The sequence below is a fragment of the Comamonas sp. Z1 genome (genome assembly GCF_008121555.1).
GTDB classification, from domain to species: domain Bacteria; phylum Pseudomonadota; class Gammaproteobacteria; order Burkholderiales; family Burkholderiaceae_C; genus Comamonas; species Comamonas thiooxydans.
The window spans coordinates 107,450-128,022 of the sequence record NZ_VOQT01000007.1 but is presented as its reverse complement, the minus strand read 5'-3'; the positions used below and the strand labels follow the sequence as shown (position 1 = coordinate 128,022).

Below are 20,573 nucleotides of genomic sequence, written 5' to 3'. Positions count from 1 at the left end.
CGGCGGAAAAGCAGAAGGCCAGCAAATGCTGGCCTTTTTCACGTGTCAAATTTGCCCAAAGTTCGTTTCTTGATGGAGCGTAGGCTTTTGTCAATTGAATCGTCCGGAAACAGAAAAGCCGCGCAGCGTGGCCGCGCGGCTTGATTGATGGAGTGTGGCTGCTCAGGTGCCGGGCTGCAGCACGGAGCGCTCACCGACCTCAAGCAACATGGTCATGCTGCGCTTCTGGATGCGCCAGCCTTCGGGCAGCCTTACCCATTCGTCTTCATAGAAACCGATGGCGTCGTAGCGCAGATGACTGCGCTCGCCCAGTCCCTGATGCGCGGCTCGCACCTGAATCCTGCTGCGCGGGCGCTGCGGGTCGGCTGCATCGACTTCCAGATTGCCCAGCAGATGCTGGGTGGGGCCGCAGCCGTCAAGGTGGGTGCTGATCATGCGGCGGACCTTGGCAACCCCTTCGCAGATGTAGCTGCCACCGTAGACCGTGGTGCAGTCAGGTGTGAACACCTGCTGCAGCAAGTCCCAGTTGCGGGTGTCGCAGGCCGTGGCGTAGCGGGTCAGGGTCTGGGCCAGAGCATGTTCAAGAAGAACCTGCTCCAGCGTGCTTGCGGCGGTCTGCATCACACTTTGCCGTTCACGGATGACTGGGGCTCGGGTTTGAGCATGCCGCCCGCGTGGCTGATGCCGCCTGCGCTGCCTGTCGCATGGGCGTGTCTGGGCTGCCGGTGCAGGCGCTTGACGCGTGCCCTGGCTTCCGCCGCGCCCACATTCAGCCAATAGGCCATGGCAGGCAGCAGGAAGATCGCGCCCAGCATGTTCACCAGGAACATGAAGGCCAGCAAGATGCCCATGTCGGCCTGGAACTTCAGTGCCGAGAACGCCCAGGTGCCCACGCCTATGGACATGGTCAGCGCCGTGAAGATGGCGGCGTTGCCGCGCTGGCGCATGGCTTCATAGAAAGCCTCGCGCAGCGTGATGTCTCGCTCGCGCAGCTCATGCTGCATGCTCTCGAACAGATAGATGCCGTAGTCCACGCCCACACCCACGCCCAGCGCCACCACGGGCAGTGTGGGGACCTTGAGACCTATGCCCAGCATGGCCATCAAGGCATTGCAGAGTATGGAGACGATGGCCAGGGGCACGACGATGCACAGCACGGCGCGCCAGCTGCGGAAGGTCAGCCAGCACAGCAGCGTGATGGCGCCGAAGATGGAGCCCAGCATCTGCACTTCGGCATGTTCCACGGCCTCGTTGGTCGCGACCGCCACGCCGGCGTTGCCGCCAGCCAGCAGGAACTTGACGTTGGGCGTCTTGTCTGCGGCGATGAAATCACGCACTTCATTGACGACATGGGTCAGCGTGGCGCCTTCGTGGTCCTTGAGGAAGACCTGCAGATTGATGACCTTGCAGCCCTCTGTGTTCAGGCCCAGATCGGGAGATAGTGCCTTGGCGCCCGAACGCAACGCGGCTTCGGTGCGCTGCAGAGCTGCCCAACGGGGGTTGCCCTCGTTGTTGCTGGAGGCCGCGATCTTGGCCAGACCGGAGACGGTGGAGACAGATTGCACGCCGTCAACCCGGCGCATGCGCGACTCAAAGCGCTCCACGGCGTTCATCACCTGCCAGTTAAGGCAGCCTTCGTCGAGCTTGGAGGTTTCGACGAAGACGGACAGCACGTCCATGCCTATGGAATAGCTGCCGATGATGGTGTCGTTATCACGGTTGTAGCGCGACTCGGCGCGCAACTCGGGAGCGCCCGTGCCCACATCACCTGTCAGCAGATTGCGCGATTCGTAGGTGCCGGCGGCCAGCAGCAGCGATACCACCAGAGTCAGCATGGCGGGCTTGCCTTCGGCCAGTGCCGACAGCTTCCACCAGATGGGGTTACGGCCATTGGCTGAGGAGGAGGGGGCTTGCATGGCCTTTTTTTCCAGGCGCAGATTGGCCAGCACCGCGGGCAGGAACACCTTGTTGGTGATGATCATCAGCAGCACGCCCATGCAGGCGGTCACGCCCAACTCGTGCACGATGGGGATGTCGATCAGCATGATGACCATGAAGCCCAGAGCATTGGTCAGCAGCGCCAGAGCTCCGGGAATGGCCAGCTTGCGAATCGCGTTCTCGGCAGCCAGCCTGGAGCTTAGGCCGGCGCGCACATCATGCTTCCAGGCTCCCGTCATCTGCACCGCATGGGATACACCGATGGAGAAGATCAGAAAGGGAACCAGGATCGACATGGGGTCGATGCCGTAGCCGATCAGCGGCAAAATGCCCAGCAGCCAGATCACGGGCAGCAGTGCCACGGCCAAGCCGACCACCGTGATGTTGGTTGACTTGGTGTAGAGGCGCAGCATGATGGCCGTGATGACAAAGGCGATGGCAAAAAAGGTCATCACCGTGGTCAGGCCGTCCATCACATCGCCCAGCACCTTGGAAAAACCAATGATGTGGATGGAGATGTCCTTGCCTTCGAACTTGCTGCGGATCTCTTCCAGGCGCTGCGCAACCTTGTGATAGTCGAGTTTTTCTCCGGTCTTTGGGTCGACCTCGAGCAGGTCGGCGCGCACCATGGCGGACTTCAGATCGTTGCTGACCAGCGAGCCGATCTGACCGGACTTGGCCACGTTGGAGCGTACCTGGGCCAGGCCTTGTTCGTTGGCCTCGAAGCGCGAAGGAATCAGCACCTCGCCCACGTAGCCGTCTTCGGTGATCTCGATGTATTTCACGTTCGGTGTGAACAGCGAATACACTTGGCCGCGGTTGACGCCGGGCGTGAAGAAGACCTCGTCCGTCACGCCACGCAGGGCTTCGAGAAATTCCTTGTTATAGATATCGCCTTGCCGGCCCTTCCATTCCACGCTCACCAGAATGCGGTTGGCTCCGGAGAAGGTGGCTGAATGCTTGAGAAATGCCGTCATGTACTCATGACGCATGGGGATCAACTTGTTGAAGCCCGGATCCAGGTGCGTGCGCATGGCCGAGACAGCCAGCAGTGCCGTGGCAATCAGCGTCAGCACGACTATGGACTTGCTCCACGAGATCAGCCAGCGTGCCGTGGATGCAATAAACCGGTCCAGCCGGCTGATGGGTTCGCTCAGAGTCATTGAGTCGCTCCTGGGGCAGCCTGAGCGTTTGCCTTGGCTTGTTGTGGTGGGGGAAAGGGTTGCAGGCCTGCGTCGCTGGACATCCATCCGCTGTCGGGGCCGGTAAGCACAATGTCGGTCAGGGTGGCGCGGCCCTTGGCGCGTTGCAGGCTGAAGCTCTTGCCGCCGTCCTTGCTCAGGCCGAGCATGCTGCCCTGTCCTACCAGGATGATGGTTCCGTCCTTTTCCTGGGCATGGCCAAAGAAGGAGACCGGAGCCTGAATCGTCGACTTGACCCATTGCGCGCCCGGCGCGGCCTGCACAAAGGCGTTGCCGCGCATGCCATAGATCAGCCAGCCGCCGTCGCGTGTAGCCATGGCGTTGTAGAAAGATCCGTTGTAGAACCCGGGCTCGATCTGCCAGCTTGCGCCGGAGTCCTCGGACTTGATGACCAGGCCGCGCTCGCCCACTATCAGCCAGTGCTTGCCATCTTCGGAGCTGGCAATGCGGTTCATGTGCTTGTCCTCCACCTCTGAGGGCAGGGGCAACTGCTCCCAGGTCTGACCGTTATCCCTGGAGGTGATGGCACGGCCGAAGGCGCCGACACTGATCCAGTCGCCCGAAGGAAGGCGCGCGATCGACATCAGAGGCTCTCCGTTTTCCTTGGAGAAAGCGACCTCCTCCCAGGTGCTGCCTCCGTCCTTGGTACGCAGAATCCAGCCTTCGTGCCCCACGGCAAAGCCGGTTTTTCTGTCGGGCGCAAAAGCCATGCTGACGATGAGCGCCTGACGCTGCTCCTTGATCTGTGCCTGCTGCCAGTGAGCACCCTTGTCGTCCGAGTACAGGATTTCACCGAGTGCGCCGGCTGTCAGCAGACGATCGCCCGCCTGCGTGATGGTGTTGAAGTGACTGCGCTCGATGCCAATGGTGGTAGGGGCCAGGGGGGGCGGTGTGCGGGGTGCAAAGGCGAGCGCTGAGGCAAAGGCCACCAATGCTGCTGCGCCTATACCGACGGCTGTTTTCACGTTGTCTCCTTATTGATTCGTACACGCTGTGCATGTATTGCAAACACGGGTGCAGGTTCTTGATTTGGAGCTTCTGCAACATCGTCCGAATGGACGTTTGCCTGGAGAATTAGGGGTATGTACGGGGCCGGCTTTTTAGTCTCTACAGACGATGGATTCGGTCTGCTTCATTTACACAATGAATGCACACTTTCTTGGTAAGGGAGACATATGGGTTTGCAAGGAAAAGCGGCGCTGGTTGGCGTCGCGCAGTACAAGCCGGAGAAGTACGCAACGGCGCCGCGCATGTTCCATCTGGAACAGGTGGCCGACCTGACGCTGCAGGCTCTGGAGGACGCCGGCATGGAGCTGTCCGAGGTGGACGGTCTGATCACCAGCGCTCCGCACTTTCATGAAGCCAGCTGTTTTGTGCCCGCCATGGCCGGCGAATACCTGGGCGTGCGCCTGAACTTTGCCGAAGTCGTGGACCTGGGGGGAGCCAGTTCCGTGGCCATGGTCTGGCGCGCGGCGGCGGCGGTCGAGCTGGGGCTGTGCAACACCGTGGTCTGCGTGCTGCCGTCGCGCATGGCACCGATCTCCGAACATGACGACCACATCAAGGAAGTCATGAAGGCCAGCCGCTTCGGCGGCCACAGCACTCGCTTTGGAGCGCCCGAGGCCGAGATGGACCTGCCCTATGGCCATATGGCGCAGAACACCGGCTATGCCATGATTGCCCAGCGCTATGGCGCGGTCCATGGCTACGACGTGGCCGCTCTGGCACGCATCAGCGTGGACCAGCGCTTCAATGCCTGCCACAACCCCGACGCCATGTTCTACGGTCAGCCCATCACGGTGGATGACGTGCTGAATTCGCGCATGGTGGCCGACCCTTTGCATGTGCTGGAAATCGTGCTGCCGGCTGCGGGCGGCGGCGCCATGATCGTCACGCGCGCCGATCGCGCCAAAACCACCAGACACCGCCCCGTCAGCATCGTCGGCTGCGGCGAGCATGTGAGCAGCAAGTCGCCCACCTATATGGCCGACATGCTGCAGACCCCCATCGGCCTGGCTTCTGCCAAGGCTTTCGAAATGGCGGGCATGCGTCCCTCAGACATGCATATGGCGCAGATCTATGACTGCTACACGATCACCGTGATGCTGACGCTGGAAGACGCGGGTTTTTGCGAGAAGGGCAAAGGCATGGACTTTCTGCGCAACAACGACTTCACCTTCAAGGGCAACTTCCCCATGAATACCCATGGTGGCCAGCTGAGCTTCGGTCAGTCCGGCACGGCGGGCGGCATGTCCCAGGTGATTGAAGCGGTGCACCAGATTCAGGGGCGTGCCGGCGACAGGCAGCTGGGTCGCAACGATCTGGCCTATGTGTCCGGCACCGGTGGCGTGATGAGCGAGCAGGGCGCCTTGATCCTGCGGGGAGCATAAGAACATGGCTTGGAACAAACCTCTGCCCCATCCCACGGAAATTTCTGCGCCGTACTGGGAAGGTCTCAAGGCCCACGAAGTGCGCATTCAGCAATGTGATCGTGGACATTCGCTGTTTTTTCCGCGGACCCATTGCCCCACTTGCGGATCGCGCTCCTTGAAGTGGAGCAAAGTGTCGGGCGAAGGCACGCTTTACAGCTTCACCATCGCGCGCATTCCCACCATGCCCGAATTCACGGACGAGATGCCCCAGGCCCTGGCCGTGGTCGAACTCCGTGAAGGCGTGCGCATCAACACCACCATGGTCGGCGTGGATCCCGAGGCGCTGAAGGTGGGCATGGAGGTGCGTCCCGTGTTTGACGAGCGCCCCGGCGAGGTCACCCTGCTGCGTTTTACCGCCCACGCGGGCAGCCACCCGACCGTCATCAAGGCCGACGCCGAGGCCGCAGTTGCGGTTGCCGTGGTGGAGGAGGCTGCCGCAGCCAAGCGCAGGATTTCCGTCAAGGACATCGAGGCCATGAAGTCGCTGGTGTCCGAGGAGTACAGCCCCTGGTCCAACGAGTTCACTGTAAGCCAGGAAGTCATCAACGAGTTTGCCAGGCTCTCCGGCGACGACTACTGGATTCACACCGACCCCGTGCAGGCGCGCGAGAAAAGCCCGTTCGGCACCACCATCGCCCACGGCGCTCTGGTGCAGGTGCTGGCCAGTCAGCTCAGGATTCCGCTGGACTACGAGGTGGTGGACTTCAACAACATGGTCAACTATGGTTCGGACCGCCTGCGCTTCCCGACCCCCGTGCCCTCCGGCTGCAAGATCCGTGCGCGGGCTCGCATCAAGGCTGTGGAGCAGGTCAAGAGCGGCATGCAGGCCACGATGGAGCTCAACATCCATGTGGTCGGCCAGGATCGTCCTGCAGTTATCAACGACCTGGTGATTCTCTACATGTAATCGCCGTTGCCCGCCCGGTGAAGGCGGGTGTTTCAGTTTCTTCAAGGGTTGGGGCTTTGCGCAAGCAAAGCCCTTTTTTTGCGACCGTTCACAGATGGGATCCTGGCTCTGTTGGAATGCGAGAAATATCAGTCAAATTGGCTTTATACCTATGTCTGAAAATCGCTGGCAGCTATCAAATTATTGAAACTCTGCCTGGCAGGAGTCAAAGCCGTGCGGCGGCGCCATCGGGTCGGCGATCTGGGGTTGCCACCTAAGTAAATACCTGCTCATCAAAATGGACGATGTTGCGTTTTCCGTGCAGGCCATACTGCAAACCAGAAAGGCCATAGAGCCTGTAAAGGAGACAAGCATGAAAACCTCTTTTCGCTGGATGAATGCGCTTCGCGCAGTGTCGCTGGTGGCTGCCGCACTGGCGCTGTACCTGCCTGCCATGGATCTGCCGCAGGGTACCGCTGTGGCAGGGCAGGCGGAGTCTGAGGTCAAGCTGCCCGCTGGCATCGTGCTGGCCAGTGCCCAGACCTCCTGGAACGCAGTTTTTGCATCGGGCTATTGAACCCTGGGCTGAAAGCTCTGCCGGTCGGGCCCTCTCGTTTTCCCTTGATCGGTCCTGAAATCGGCGGCCTGATGGCAGCGAGTTGCCGTTGCATCGGCATCGCCTCCAGTCCGCCTCGGAGGGGCGGATACGGCCTTGTTAAGCCATGGACTCTTGCCGCTTTCAAAGCATCTACATGACTTTGATCTCCAGATAATTTCTGTACTGTAAAGTATATGTAAATGAGACTGATTCTCGATTATGATGCGCACGCTTTTGCACAGCACACAGGTTGTAGCCAATTGATGCCGTAGTCCCTGCTGCGGACGATACCCGCCAAGCCGAATTAAAACTCCGTATAACGAGGCATTCATGGCATTGAGGTATTCGCCGCTGGCAGCGGCATTGGGGCTGGCTTTTTCCGGTGCAGCGTGGGCGCAGCAAGCTTCAGAGGTGGTGCTGGACGAAGTACAGGTCCGCAGCGATCGCCAGCCCGATTCAGGCTACAACCCACCCACGGCAACGAGCGCCACCAAGATCGAGGCACCGTTGCGTGATATTCCTCAGACCGTGAATGTGGTGCCGCAGAGCCTGCTGCGCGATCAGGTCGCTCAATCCATGCAGGATGCTCTCAAGGCCGTGCCCGGCGTGGGCTTTTCTCATGGTGACGGTCAGCGCGATCAGGTCACCATTCGCGGCTTCTCGGCGATTGCCGACCAGTTCGTGGACGGCCTGCGCGATGACGCGCTGTATTTTCGCGATCTGTCCAATATCGAGCAGATCGAAGTGCTCAAGGGCCCGGCATCGGTGCTGTACGGGCGCGGCTCGTCGGGCGGCCTGATCAATCGCATCACCAAGAAGCCCGGCGTCAATCTCAGCGAAGTGGGCTTGACTCTGGGACGCTGGAACCAGCGCCGTGGCGAGTTCGACCTGGCGCGTGCGCCGCAGGACAGTGTGGTCTCCTATCGTCTGACCGGCGCCATAGAGCGCGCCGACAGCTACCGAGACCAGCAGTTTCTCGATCGCAAGGCGCTTGCGGCATCGGTGCTGATCAAGTCCAGCTCGGATACCAGCGTGCTGTTGCAGGCCGACTATCTGAAGGACAGCCGCCTGACGGACTTCGGTATCCCCGCGTACCAGGGCCGACCCGTCAATGTGTCGCCCGGCACCTACTACGGTGCGGCCAATGCCAGGGATGTGGATGTCAGCCGTGCCGAAGTGGCATCGCTGGGTGCGACACTGAATCACCGTATCAGCGACAGCCTGTCCTTGCGCAATGCCTTGCGTTTCTACGATTACTCGCTGGATAGAAACAACACGCTCGTTGGATCGGTCAACGAAAAGGCCCTGACCGCATCGTTGACCCGGGGCAATGTCCAGCGCGACGAGAACGGCTTTTTCAACCAGACCGAGCTGACCCAGAAGCTTGAGCTTGCAGGGATGAAGCACCAATTGCTGTACGGCTTTGAATTCGGCCGACAGAGCAAGGATCTGCTGTCATACAGCCGAGCCAATGTGGCAACGGTCTCGCTCTTCAATCCGGTGCTGCCGACTTTGCCGCTGCGCATCGACGGCAAGCCTGCGGCGGACAATCACAGCGTCTTCAAGGTGGCCAGCGCCTACCTGCAGGATCTGGTCACCATCAGTCCTCAGTGGAAGGCGTTGGCCGGTGTGCGCTACGACCGCTTCCAGCAGGAAACGCATGAGCGCCAGCCCGGAAAGCCGGATCTGAGCCGTACGGACACGGCCTGGAGTCCGCGCGTCGGGCTGGTCTATCAGCCCTCGTCGGCGTGGTCCTACTACGCGTCGTGGAGCAAGTCCTTCCAGCCCTCGGGCGAAACCTTTGCGCTGGCGGCCAACAATGCACAGCTGGCTCCGGAGAAAACAACCAGCCAGGAAGTCGGCGTCAAATGGGATCTGCCTGATGGCAAAGCCTCGGTCACGGCCTCGCTGTTCAAGCTCGAGCGCACCAATATCAAGAGCGTCGATTCCACAAGCAACACCGTGGTGCCTCTGGGTGTGCAGCGCACCAACGGGCTGGAGCTGACCTTTGCCGGAGAGATTGCTCCGAGCTGGCAGGTCTGGGCTGGCTATGCATTCCTCGATGGAGAGATGACCACATCGCCAGCCGTCGATGCCGGCCAGCCGGTCCAGGGCAAGCGCCCCACGCTGACGCCCAGGCAAAGTGCCAACCTCTGGGTGACCAAGGCACTGGGCCACGGCTTCGGCCTGGGCGGGGGGCTGAACTATGTCGGTGCCCGGTTCGCCAATCCTGGCAATACCGTGACCTTGCCGGGCTATACCACGGTGGATGCCATGGCCTACTACCGCGTGGGCCCCTGGGATGTGCAGCTCAAGCTCAACAATCTGCTGAATCGTCGCTACATCGTGGCCGGTCATGGCAGTGTGCCCAACCTCAATCTGCCGGGCGCACCGCGCTCGGCCCAGGTGGTGGCGCGCTATCGCTTCTAGAAAAGGTGTGCCATGGGGGTTCGGGCAGGCGGACCTTGACTCCAGCCGCTGCCAGTGGCGACGGCCTGGATGGATAGAGGCCTGATGCTCAAACCGATGCCGCAAAAAAGGGTTCAGCAGCCGCCCCAAGCAGCCGCTGAACCCGAACAAAGTGGCAATAAGAACCTGAAGTGATACGTATCAGGCCGCCACAGCCTGCTTCTGGCGCTTGCGCACCATGGTCAGGGCCGTGTCTTCGATCATGTCTTCCTGGCCACCCACCATGCCGCGGCGGCCCAGCTCCAGCAGCAGCTCGCGCGCGGGGATGCCGTACTTGGCTTCGGCACGCTTGGCAAACAGCAGGAAACTGCCGTACACGCCGGCATAGCCCAGGGTCAGCGCGTCGCGGTCGATGCGGATGGGGAAGTCCATCAAGGGCACGACCAGGTCTTCGGCCACGTCCTGGATCTTGAACACGTCCACGCCGGTTTCAATGCCCATGCGTGCGCACACGGCGATCAGCACCTCCATGGGGGTATTGCCGGCACCGGCTCCCAGGCCTGCGGCTGCCGCATCGATGCGGTTGGCTCCGACTTCGATGGCGGCCAGCGAGTTGGCGATGCCCATGGCCAGATTGTGGTGGCCATGGAAGCCCAGTTCGGTCTCGGGCTTCAGAGCCTGGCGCACGGCGGACAGGCGTTCCTTCACGTCGTCGGGCAGCATGTAGCCGGCCGAGTCCGTGATGTAGATGCAGTTGGCGCCATAGCTCTCCATTAGCCTGGCCTGCTTGACCAGACCTTCGGCGCTGTTCATATGCGCCATCATCAGAAAGCCCACGGTATCCATGCCCATCTTGCGGGCCATGGCGATGTGCTGCTCGGAGACATCGGCCTCGGTGCAATGCGTGGCCACGCGGATGGTGGAGACGCCCAGCTCGTGGGCCATCTTCAGGTGGTCGACGGTGCCGATGCCGGGCAGCAGCAGGGCCGAGACCTTGGCCTGCTTCATCAGCGGGATGACGGTGGACAGGTATTCCTCGTCCGTATGAGCAGGAAAGCCGTAGTTGACCGAGCTGCCGCCCAGGCCGTCGCCATGGGTCACTTCAATCAGGGGCACACCAGCGGCGTCCAGTCCCGTGGCCACGGACTTCATCTGTTCCAGGGTCATCTGGTGGCGCTTGGGGTGCATGCCGTCACGCAGCGTCATGTCGTGAACGGTGATCTTCTTACCTTTGAGGGACATGTTCTTCTCCTGGATCAGACAGCAACAGCGGCTTCGGCCAACTCGAAACGGCCGGCGAGGATTTCTTCGGCAAACATCTCGGCCGTGCGCGCCGCAGCGGCGGTCATGATGTCCAGATTGCCCGCGTACTTGGGCAGGTAGTCGCCCAGGCCTTCGACTTCCATATAGATGGAGACGCGGTTGCCGTCGATCACGGGACCGTTGACCAGCTTGTAGCCGGGCACGTATTTCTGCACTTCCTTGATCATGGCGTGCACCGAGGCTTCGATCTCGGCAGGCTTGGGCGTATCCACCGTCAGGCAGTGGATGGTGTCGCGCATGATCAGCGGCGGCTCGGCGGGGTTGATGACGATGATGGCCTTGCCCTTTTGCGCGCCGCCAATCTTTTCCACGGCACCCGATGTGGTGCGCGTGAACTCGTCAATGTTCTTGCGCGTGCCGGGGCCGACCGAGCGGCTCGATACCGTGGCCACGATTTCGCCATAGCTCACGGCCTGCACGCGCGAAACCGCCGCCACCATGGGGATGGTGGCCTGGCCGCCGCAGGTGACCATGTTCACGTTCATGGCCTTTTCCGCAACCTTCTCGGCCAGATTCACGCTGGGCACGCAGTAGGGGCCGATCGCTGCAGGCGTCAGGTCGATCATCAGCACGCCCAGCTCGTTGAGCTTGCGGCTGTTTTCGGCGTGGACATAGGCGCTGGTAGCGTCAAAGGCGATCTGGATGCCGTCTTCCTTGACGAAGGGCAGCAGGCCGTCCACACCGTCGGCAGTGGTCTTGATGCCCATCTCGCGGGCACGCTTGAGACCATCGGACTCAGGGTCGATGCCGACCATCCACACAGGCTCCAGTATGGGGGAACGCTGCAGTTTCATGAGCAGATCGGTACCGATATTGCCGGGGCCGATCAGTGCGCACTTGATCTTTTTTTGCGTCATGGTTTCTTACTCGGTGAATTGAATGGAACAAGTACCCATGCCTTCGATGACCATGTCGAAACGGTCGCCGGCGGCGGCGGGCACCAGGGGGGCGAGAGAGCCAGAGAGAATCACTTCACCGGCTTTGAAAGGAATGCCAAAAGCGCCCAATGTGTTGGCCAGCCAGGCTACGGCTTCAGCAGGGTGGCCCTGCACGGCACTGCCCAGGCCAGAGCCTGCTGGCTGGCCGTTCCGTCGCATCTCCATGGCGGCAGCGGCCAGATCCAGCGAAGCCGGATCTGTATGCTGCTTGCCGATCACGAAGACGCCGCAGGAAGCGTTGTCGGCCACGGTGTCCTGGATCTTGATCTTCCAGTCCTTGATGCGCGAATCGACGATCTCGAAGCAGGGGGCGACCCACTCAGTGGCGGCCAGCACGTCTTCCTTGGTCACCCCCGGGCCTTGCAGATCCTTCTTGAGCATGAAGGCGATCTCGCCCTCGGCGCGGGGCTGGATCAGGCCGGATGCCTTGAGCGAGACGGCTGCGCCGTCTTCAAACTGCATGCTGTCTGTGAGAAAGCCGAAGTCGGGCTGGTGCACATTCAGCATGTCCTGCACGGGCTTGGAGGTCACGCCTATCTTCTTGCCGATCACACGTTCGCCCGATGCTTCGCGCAGGCGCAGCATGTGCAGGGAGATGTGATAGGCGTCTTCCACCGTCATTTCGGGGTGGCTGTCGGTCAGCGGTGCCAGTGTCCTGGCGGTGCGCAGCGCGTCATACAGGCGCCGACCCTGGGTTTCGGTGAATGACAGATCAAGTTCGGTGGTGCTCATGGATTCAACCGTTTTTCATGAAGTCTATGCAGGTGCGGTTGAACATCTCGCGATGCTCGACCTGCACCCAGTGGCCGCACTGGTTGACCAGCACCACGCGACAGTTCTTGATGCCCTTGGCCAGCTTGTCGGCACCGCCCACGGGGTTGAAGGCGTCCTGCATGCCCCAGAACCCCAGCACATTGCACCTGAGTTCAGGCAGCTGCTCGGTCATATTGGGGATGTACAGGCGCTGGCGCGAGGCCTCGGTCTGGGTCAACGCAATCGGGGCGCGTTCATTGATGATTTCGTCCGTCAGCAGCGACTGGTCCACCACCTGCATGCTCATGACGGCGCGCATGGCTTCGGGGCCGGTCTTGCCCGACTTGTAGACATTGAACATATTGGCAATGCCGGGCATGGCCATATAGGCTTCAAACTCTTCCACGCCACCGGGTGCCATGAGGATCAGGCTCTTGACGTCCTCGGGGTACTTGAGCGCATAGCCCAGCGCCACCGCACCGCCCAGCGAGTTGCCCAGCAGGGTGATGTTTTTCAGGCCCAACTGCTCCACCAGTCCCTTGACGCCGGCGATGAAGAAATCCATGTCGTACTGCCTGGGCTCCTCGGTCTTGGACGAGAGGCCGTAACCGAGCAGGTCGGGAACGATGGAGCGAAAGCCGGCCGCAGCAAACTCGGGGTAGTTGCCCTTGAAGTTGCTGTAGCCGCTGGCACCAGTGCCGGCGCCGTGCAAAAAGATCACGGGATCGCCAGAGCCTTGCTCATGGTAGTGAACGCGCTGAGGTTGACCGGCCACATTGCCGATGTCCACATACTTGCCTTCTGGGATGGAAAATTGGCTCATCTCTGTTCTTTATGCTTGGAGTGGATAGACGAAGGCTGTCTCCTGCCTTCGGGTGAGGAATCTTGGATGACGAGGCTTATCAAGCCCTGGCTTGCCAAAGCTTGGGCAGGCCGGGATCGGTGGCGGCAATCGCCTTTTTGAGCAGATTGCGCAGCGTGGCTGCTTCCATCTCGCCAAGGCTTGCTATCAAATCGGTTTCCACGGCTTTGGCTGCGGCCAGCACACGCAAGATGGCTTCGTTGCCCAGGGGCGTGAGCTGCAGCGACTCGGCGCGCTCGCGGCTTTCTTCCACCCAGCCCTTGCTGATCAGCGACTGCAGGGCCACGGCTCCGATGTCGGTGCCGGTGTAGGCCATGTGAGACGCAATTTCGGCAGGCGACTGAGGCTGTTGGATGCTCAGCAGCGAGAGCACGTAAAAATCGGCATCGGTCATGCCGTAAGCCGCCATGGGCTTGCGCAAGCCGCTCAGGAATTGAAAGTGCGCGCGGCCCATCAAATATCCGATCAGGTTTTCCGAGTAGGCGGTATTGGTGTCTGCGGCCGGTTCGCTGGCCACGGCGTTGGCCTTGCGTGAAGCCAGGGCGTAACCGCCGGTCACGTAGAGCAGGGGAGGGTGTGGGTTGGCGTCGTAGTCGGTCACCTCGCCCACAAAGATGATGTGGTCGCCGCCGTCGTACTGAAATGCCGTCTTGCACCTGAAGCGCGCGCTGCAGTCCTGCAGCAGCGGGGCATGGGCCGCCTCGGAGTCCAGCGGCAGGCCGGAGAACTTGTCTTCGCCAGCACGGGCAAAGCGGTTCGACAGGGCCTCTTGCTCGTTGGAGAGGATGTGCACATTCCAGGTGTCGGCGTTCTGGAACACAGGCAGGCTGCGGGCGTTCTTGGCCAGGCTCCACAAAACCATGGGGGGCTCCAGCGAAACCGAGTTGAAGCTGTTGGCCGTGATTCCTACAGGCTCGCCATTCTCTGCACGGGTGGTGACGATGGTGACCCCGGTGCCAAACATGCCCAGGGCGCGGCGAAAGTCTTTGGGGTCGAAGGTTGCTGCAGTGCTTTGCATGGGGTGAATGTCTCCTTGGTGCAAGAGTGCTGCGAACAGGGCTTTTATGAATCCTTCACATGGACTAGCAGCGCAAAACAGGGCTTGGTGTTTGTCCTAGGCTCCGTGTTTTTGCTGTGCGGGATCAGGCTTTGGAGAAGTCCGCAAACGCCTGCTTCATCGTTAGTCTGATCGGACGATGAACGGAAAATTGCATGGTGAGAGCATTTCTGTCATAGGCGAAAAGGCCTTGCCCACCACACCACAAGCCGTCCGGTGGAGCGGCAACTGGAGACCTGAATGAACACAATGACAGATAACTACCTCACCCCTGATGCGCTGGCCGTGATCGAGCGTGCCAAGGCCCTGGCGCCCAAGCTGGCGGCGCGCGCGCAGCAGGCGGATCGCGAAGGAAAGATCAGCGACGAAACCGTTCAGGAGATGGCTGAGGCGGGTCTGTTCCGTGTGCTGCAGCCCAAGCGCTGGGGTGGCTATGAAATGGATCCCCGTGTGTTCTACAGCGTGCAGATGGAGCTGGCCAAGGGCTGCATGTCCACGGCCTGGATTTACGGGGTGGTCGGCGTTCACCCCTGGCAGCTGGCGCTCTTCCCCGACCAGGCCCAGCAGGATGTGTGGGGCAAGGATAACGGCGTGCGCATCGCCTCGACCTATATGCCTACTGGCAAGGCCGAGCCCGTGGAAGGCGGATTCAGGTTCAACGGTCGCTGGAGCTTTTCCACCGGCTCCAAGCATTGCGACTGGCTGTTTCTAGGCGGTCTGCTGCCCAAGCGTGATGGCACGCCTGGCCTGGAGCATGTGACTTTTCTGGTGCCCAAGGCGGACTACCGCATTGAGGACAACTGGGATGTGCTGGGCCTGCGCGGCACAGGCAGTCATGACATCGTGGTGGAAAACGCGTTTGTCCCGGCACATCGCATCCAGTACACCAACGACCACAGCGATGTGGGCTGCCCCGGCCGCACCGAAAACACCAGCTGGCTGTTCCGCATCCCCTTTACCCATGTGTTCCAGCGTGCGGTGTCCACCGCCTGCCTGGGCGCGCTGGAAAGCGCCATCGCGTCGTTCACCGAGCGCGCGACGGCGCACATTGGAAAGCATGGCAACAGGATGGCCGAGGACGTGAACGCCCAGACGGCCGTGACCGAAGCCACGATTGCGCTGGACCAGCTCAAGATGGTGCTGTTCCGCAATTACGCACGCATTGTGGATGCGGCCAAGACTGGTATTCAGCTGACGCTGGAAGAGCGTCTGCTGCAGCGTGCTCAGGCGTCATACGTTCCCAAGCTGACGGGCTTTCATGCCAATGAGCTGATGCGTGCCTGCGCAGCCAGCGGTACTTTCAAGAACAATCCCATCGAGCGCATCTTCCGCGACATCCATCAGGGACGTACCCACATTGCGAACAACACGGATGCCTATGTGCGCGCCTATGGCTCGCATGTGCTGGGCATTCCCAACCAGGAACCCTTTGTCTGATTGAATTCAGGCCAGGCTGCGGCAGCGCTCTCACAACGGAGGCTGCCGCCAGCGTGTATTTGCGACAGTCCATCCATAGAACAAAAGATTGACGGAGACAAGGTATGGCAGAACAAGAATATGACCTGATCGTCGTGGGGTCGGGGGCAGGTGCCATGTTGGGCGCCATTCGCGCGCAGGAGCAGGGCCTCAAGACTCTGGTGGTGGAGAAGACAGAGCTGTTTGGCGGCACTTCGGCCCTGTCGGGGGGCGGCATCTGGATCCCGCTCAATTACGATCAGAAGACCGCTGGCATCAAGGACGATCTGGAAACCGCATTTGGCTATATGAAGCGCTGTGTGCGCGGCATGGCGACGGACGACCGCGTGCTGGCCTATGTGGAAACCGCCAGCAAGATGGCCGAGTACCTGCGCCAGATCGGCATCCCTTATCGCGCCATGGCCAAGTATGCGGATTACTACCCCCATATCGAAGGCTCCAGGCCCGGCGGCCGCACCATGGATCCGGTTGACTTCAATGCCGCCAGACTAGGTCTGGCGGCGCTGGAAACCATGCGCCCCGGCCCTCCCGGCAACCAGTTGTTCGGCCGCATGAGCATCAGTGCCTTCGAGGCGCATTCCATGCTCTCGCGCGAGCTCAAGTCGCGCTTCACCATCCTGGGCATCATGCTCAAGTATTTTCTGGACTACCCCTGGCGCAACAAGACCAGGCGCGATCGTCGCATGACGGGCGGCCAGGCGCTGGTGGCAGGCCTGCTGACTGCTGCCAACAAGGTCGGTGTCGAGATGTGGCGCAACTCTCCGCTCAGGGAGCTGGTGCAGGATGCATCGGGCCGTGTGACGGGTGTCATCGTTGAAAGGAATGGTCAGCGCCAGCAGATCAACGCCAGACGTGGCGTGTTGTTGGGTGCTGGTGGCTTTGAGCGCAATCAGGAGATGCGCGACCAGTATCTGAACAAGCCCACCAAGGCAGAGTGGACGGCCACTCCAGTGGGAGGCAATACCGGCGATGCTCACCGGGCCGGTCAGGCCGTGGGCGCGCAGCTGGCGCTGATGGACTGGTCCTGGGGCGTGCCCACCATGGATGTTCCCAAGGAGCCGGCCTTTCGCGGCATTTTCGTGGAGCGCTCGCTGCCGGGGTGTATGGTGGTCAACAGCAGGGGGCAGCGCTTTCTCAACGAGTCCGGCCCTTATCCGGAGTTTCAGCAGGCCATGCTGGCCGAACATGCCAAGGGCAATGGCGGCGTGCCTGCATGGATTGTGTTCGACGCCAGCTTCCGCGCGCAAAACCCCATGGGGCCGCTGATGCCTGGCTCGGCCGTGCCGGACAGCAAGGTGCGCAAGAGCTGGCTGAACAATGTCTACTGGAAGGGCGAGACGCTGGAGGATCTGGCGCGCCAGATCGGCGTGGACGCCGCTGGCCTGCAGGACAGTGCGCGCCGCATGACCGAATACGCCAGAGCTGGCAAGGATCTGGACTTTGACCGGGGCGGCAATGTGTTTGACCGCTACTACGGCGATCCGCGTCTCAAGAATCCCAACCTCGGCCCCATCGAGAAAGGTCCGTTCTACGCCATGCGCCTGTGGCCCGGCGAGATCGGCACCAAGGGGGGGCTGCTTACCGATAGAGAGGGGCGTGTGCTCGACACGCAAGGCAGGATCATCGAGGGGCTGTACTGCGTGGGCAACAACTCCGCCTCCGTCATGGGGCCGGCCTACGCCGGCGCTGGCTCCACCCTGGGGCCTGCCATGACTTTTGCCTTTCGCGCCGTGGCCGACATGCTAGGCAAACCCTTGCCGCTTGAGAACCCGCATCTGCTGGGCAAGACGGTTTGATCAGGAGGCGCGGAAATGTCCAATTTCAAAAAGCATGTCAGCACCATCAATCCTGTGGGTGCAGTCTTGGATGTGCGGTCGGCCGATGAGGTTCAGTGGTCCGATGCCAGCGATGTGGTGGTGGTCGGCTGGGGAGGCGCAGGTGCCAGTGCAGCGATTGAGGCGCGCGAGCAGGGGGCCGAAGTTCTGGTGATAGACCGCTTCAGCGGCGGCGGTGCCAGTGTGCTGTCAGGTGGTGTGGTCTATGCCGGTGGCGGTACCAGGTACCAGAAGGAGGCGGGCTTCGAGGACTCACCCGAAGCCATGACTGCCTACCTCAAGCATGAGGTCAATGGTGTGGTCAGTGACGAGACACTGGCTCGCTTCAGCCGCGACAGCGTGGCCAACCTGAATTGGCTGGAAAAGCAGGGCGCTACCTTTGCGTCGACCATGCCTGCGTACAAGACCTCCTATCCGACCGATGGCCTGTATCTGTACTACTCGGGCAACGAGGTGGTGCCCGCCTACGGCAACCCGCAACTGGTCAAGAAGCCTGCTCCGCGCGGTCATCGCGTGGTGGCCAAGGGGCAGTCGGGAGCGACGTTCTTTGCCGCGCTGCAAAAATCCACATTGGCGCACGGAGCCCGCACATTGACGCAGGCCCGCGTCCAGCGTCTGGTGCGCGAAAAGGACAGTGGCCGTGTATTGGGCGTGGAGGTGATGGTGTTGCCCGAAGGCGATCCACGTACCGAACGCCACAAGAAGCTCGATGAGCTGGTGGCCAAGTGGCGTTTGTATCAGGCACCACGTGCCCAGGCGGGTCGTCGTGAAGCTGCGCAGATCGAAAGCGAGATCGGCGAGAAGCGCTACATCCGTGCTCGCAAAGGTGTGGTGCTGTCCACTGGCGGCTATATCTTCAATTCGGAGTTGCTGGAACGGCATGCGCCGGCTTACAAGCCCGGCTGGCTGACCGGTGCTGCGGGCTGCGATGGCTCTGGTCTGCGCCTCGGGCAATCCGTGGGAGGGATCGCTCAGGATCTGAACAATATCTCGGCCTGGCGCTTCATCACCCCACCCTCGGTCTGGCCCAAGGGTCTGGTGGTCAACACCAAAGGCGAGCGCTTCTGCAATGAACAGGTCTACGGTGCCAAGCTCGGCTACGAGATGATGGAAAAGCAGGGGGGACAGGCTTGGCTCATCATTGATAGCAAGCTGCGCAGGCAGGCTGCGTGGCAGTGCCTGTTTGGCGGTTTGTGGGCCTTCCAGTCCATGCCCGCGCTGGCGCTGATGTACAAGGTCGCGATCAAGGGCAAATCTGTCGCCGATCTGGCCAAAAAGCTTCGCATGGATGCAACAGTGCTGCAGCTCCAGTTCGATCGCGCCAATGCCGCTGCACGCGGTGAGATCGAAGACCCGTTGGGCAAGTCCCAGGACATGCGCCATGAGTTCAAGGGCGGCTCGCTGTTTGCCATCGATATCTCCATCAGCCAGAAGATGTTCCCGCTGGCCGTCCTGAGCCTGGGGGGCCTCAAGGTCAACGAGGACAACGGTGCAGTGATTGACGGTGCCGGCTATGACATTCCCGGGCTGTATGCCGCGGGGCGCACCGCCATTGGTGTGGCTTCCTCGCGTTATGTGAGCGGCTTGTCCCTGGCCGACTGCGTGTTCTCGGGCCGCCGAGCGGGCAAGGCGGCTGCACTGGAAGGGGGCGAGCCCCCTGCTGCCCAGGCAGCGTGTCCGCAGGCAAGCGCTGTGGAGAGCGTCAGTTCCTGACCCCGTGGATTGGGGACGATCTTGTGCCGGGGCGCCAGTGCAAGGTTGCACAAAAGAGTGAGTGAGTAAGGGGTAAGAAGAAATGAGCAGTGAAGCCACAACAACCGCATCGCGGTATCACCCGCTGCGCGTGCGCGCGGTGATTGACGAGACGCACGATACCAAGTCAATTGTGTTCGAGGTGCCAGAGGCTCTGGCTGAGCAATTCAGCTATCGTCCCGGCCAGTTTCTGACTCTGCGACTGCCTATCGAGGGCCGCTATGTGCCTCGCTGCTACTCCATGTCCAGTGCCCCGATGCTCGACGATGCCTTGCGGGTGACTGTCAAGCGCGTCGACAAGGGACGAGGCTCCAACTGGGTTTGCGACAGGGTTCAGGTGGGTGACTCCATCGAGCTGATGCCTCCCTCGGGCCTGTTCTCGCCCCGGAATCTGTCTCAGAACTTTTTGCTGCTGGCCGGTGGCAGCGGAATCACACCGGTGTTCTCCATCTTGCGCACCGTACTCAAGCAGCATCAGGGCAATGTGGTGCTGTTCTATGCCAACCGCGATGAGCGCTCGGTGATCTTCAAGAAGGACCTGCAGCAGCTGGCGGCCGAGTATCCGGATCGCCTACAGGTCATTCACTGGCTGGACTCTGTGCAAGGCGCGCCTTCGCAGAAGCAGCTCGCAGCCTGGGCCACGCCCTGGGTGGCCGATGCAGGTCAGGCCTTTATCTGCGGGCCGGGCCCCTTCATGGATGCCGCGCAGGCCGCGATGATCGAGGCCGGCATGCCTGCCGAGCAGGTACATGTGGAGCGCTTTGTCTCTCTGCCTGACGAGGAGACTCTGCATCTGATGCAGGAGGCAACTGCTCCCGTGGAGGCTGCTGTCGACCAGGCACTGGTGCAGCTGCGTCTGGACGGCGAGGAATACGAATTCAACTGCAGTGGCACGGAGACCATTCTGGAGGCCGGACTGCGCGCCGGCATCAATGTGCCCTACTCCTGCCAGGCCGGCATGTGCGCATCCTGCATGTGCCAGGTGCAGGACGGCAGCGTACATCTGCGACACAACGAAGTGCTGGATGCCAAGGATCTGTCCAAGAAGTGGACGCTGGCCTGTCAATCCGTGCCCACCAGCGAAAAGCTGCGCGTCAAATTTCCGGAGTAAC

At 61.3% G+C, this 20,573-nt stretch carries 16 protein-coding genes; 8 read left to right on the top strand and 8 right to left on the bottom strand.

The features are described from left to right. Positions 1 to 162: 162 nt before the first annotated feature. The 3 genes from FSY45_RS14615 to FSY45_RS14605 are packed head-to-tail and all read right to left on the bottom strand — an operon-like array spanning position 163 to position 4,105. Positions 163 to 621 (bottom strand): nuclear transport factor 2 family protein, encoded by a 459-nt coding sequence (locus FSY45_RS14615; protein WP_046461368.1) that lies wholly within the window; start codon positions 619 to 621, stop codon positions 163 to 165. Further along, a complete protein-coding gene (locus FSY45_RS14610; protein WP_148748108.1) occupies positions 621 to 3,101 on the bottom strand; it encodes an RND family transporter in 2,481 nt (826 codons plus the stop codon). Before FSY45_RS14610 ends, FSY45_RS14615 begins: the two co-directional genes overlap by 1 nt. Continuing rightward, positions 3,098 to 4,105, bottom strand: a complete 1,008-nt coding sequence (locus tag FSY45_RS14605; RefSeq protein WP_046461370.1) for a YCF48-related protein — start codon at positions 4,103 to 4,105, stop codon at positions 3,098 to 3,100. The genes FSY45_RS14610 and FSY45_RS14605 overlap by 4 nt, the downstream gene beginning before the upstream one ends. Before the next feature lie 210 nt (positions 4,106 to 4,315). Here FSY45_RS14605 and FSY45_RS14600 point away from each other — a divergent pair, with 210 nt between their 5' ends. The 4 genes from FSY45_RS14600 to FSY45_RS14585 all read left to right on the top strand — a co-directional run bounded on the left by FSY45_RS14600 (position 4,316) and on the right by FSY45_RS14585 (position 9,486). Continuing rightward, positions 4,316 to 5,530 carry a thiolase family protein gene (locus FSY45_RS14600; protein ID WP_046461371.1) on the top strand — a complete coding sequence of 405 codons (1,215 nt, stop codon included), beginning with the start codon at positions 4,316 to 4,318 and terminating at the stop codon, positions 5,528 to 5,530. A gap of 4 nt (positions 5,531 to 5,534) precedes the next feature. Beyond that, on the top strand, positions 5,535 to 6,479 hold the full coding sequence (locus tag FSY45_RS14595; RefSeq protein WP_046461372.1) for an OB-fold domain-containing protein: 945 nt from the start codon (positions 5,535 to 5,537) through the stop codon (positions 6,477 to 6,479). 352 nt (positions 6,480 to 6,831) lie between these two features. Further along, complete coding sequence (locus FSY45_RS14590) at positions 6,832 to 7,035, top strand: hypothetical protein (protein ID WP_046461399.1); 204 nt, start codon at positions 6,832 to 6,834, stop codon at positions 7,033 to 7,035. Between the two features lie 351 nt (positions 7,036 to 7,386). Next, positions 7,387 to 9,486 (top strand): TonB-dependent siderophore receptor, encoded by a 2,100-nt coding sequence (locus FSY45_RS14585; protein ID WP_046461373.1) that lies wholly within the window; start codon positions 7,387 to 7,389, stop codon positions 9,484 to 9,486. Between the two features lie 180 nt (positions 9,487 to 9,666). On the opposite strand, the gene tesG is transcribed toward FSY45_RS14585, so the two are convergent. From tesG to FSY45_RS14560, 5 genes are all read right to left on the bottom strand, one after another. Next, a complete protein-coding gene (gene tesG / locus FSY45_RS14580) occupies positions 9,667 to 10,707 on the bottom strand; it encodes a 4-hydroxy-2-oxovalerate aldolase TesG (RefSeq protein WP_046461374.1) in 1,041 nt (346 codons plus the stop codon). A gap of 14 nt (positions 10,708 to 10,721) precedes the next feature. Next, complete coding sequence (gene tesF, locus FSY45_RS14575; protein ID WP_004341179.1) at positions 10,722 to 11,645, bottom strand: acetaldehyde dehydrogenase TesF; 924 nt, start codon at positions 11,643 to 11,645, stop codon at positions 10,722 to 10,724. A 6-nt stretch (positions 11,646 to 11,651) separates the two neighbouring features. Continuing rightward, positions 11,652 to 12,458: a 2-hydroxyhexa-2,4-dienoate hydratase TesE gene (tesE, locus tag FSY45_RS14570; RefSeq protein WP_003071347.1), complete on the bottom strand. Its 807-nt coding sequence runs from the start codon at positions 12,456 to 12,458 to the stop codon at positions 11,652 to 11,654. A gap of 4 nt (positions 12,459 to 12,462) precedes the next feature. Continuing rightward, positions 12,463 to 13,302 (bottom strand): alpha/beta fold hydrolase, encoded by an 840-nt coding sequence (locus FSY45_RS14565; protein ID WP_003071344.1) that lies wholly within the window; start codon positions 13,300 to 13,302, stop codon positions 12,463 to 12,465. 79 nt (positions 13,303 to 13,381) lie between these two features. Beyond that, a complete protein-coding gene (locus FSY45_RS14560) occupies positions 13,382 to 14,359 on the bottom strand; it encodes a flavin reductase (RefSeq protein WP_003071341.1) in 978 nt (325 codons plus the stop codon). A gap of 288 nt (positions 14,360 to 14,647) precedes the next feature. On the opposite strand from FSY45_RS14560, the gene FSY45_RS14555 reads away from it, so the two are divergent. From FSY45_RS14555 to FSY45_RS14540, 4 genes are all read left to right on the top strand, one after another. After that, positions 14,648 to 15,835 (top strand): acyl-CoA dehydrogenase family protein, encoded by a 1,188-nt coding sequence (locus FSY45_RS14555; RefSeq protein ID WP_046461375.1) that lies wholly within the window; start codon positions 14,648 to 14,650, stop codon positions 15,833 to 15,835. A 104-nt stretch (positions 15,836 to 15,939) separates the two neighbouring features. Continuing rightward, positions 15,940 to 17,670 carry an FAD-dependent oxidoreductase gene (locus FSY45_RS14550; protein ID WP_003071335.1) on the top strand — a complete coding sequence of 577 codons (1,731 nt, stop codon included), beginning with the start codon at positions 15,940 to 15,942 and terminating at the stop codon, positions 17,668 to 17,670. Between the two features lie 15 nt (positions 17,671 to 17,685). Continuing rightward, positions 17,686 to 19,422, top strand: coding sequence for an FAD-binding protein (locus FSY45_RS14545; protein ID WP_003071332.1), 1,737 nt, complete (start codon positions 17,686 to 17,688; stop codon positions 19,420 to 19,422). Positions 19,423 to 19,504: 82 nt separating this feature from the next. Further along, positions 19,505 to 20,572: a ferredoxin--NADP reductase gene (locus tag FSY45_RS14540; RefSeq protein ID WP_046461376.1), complete on the top strand. Its 1,068-nt coding sequence runs from the start codon at positions 19,505 to 19,507 to the stop codon at positions 20,570 to 20,572. Position 20,573: the final 1 nt, after the last annotated feature.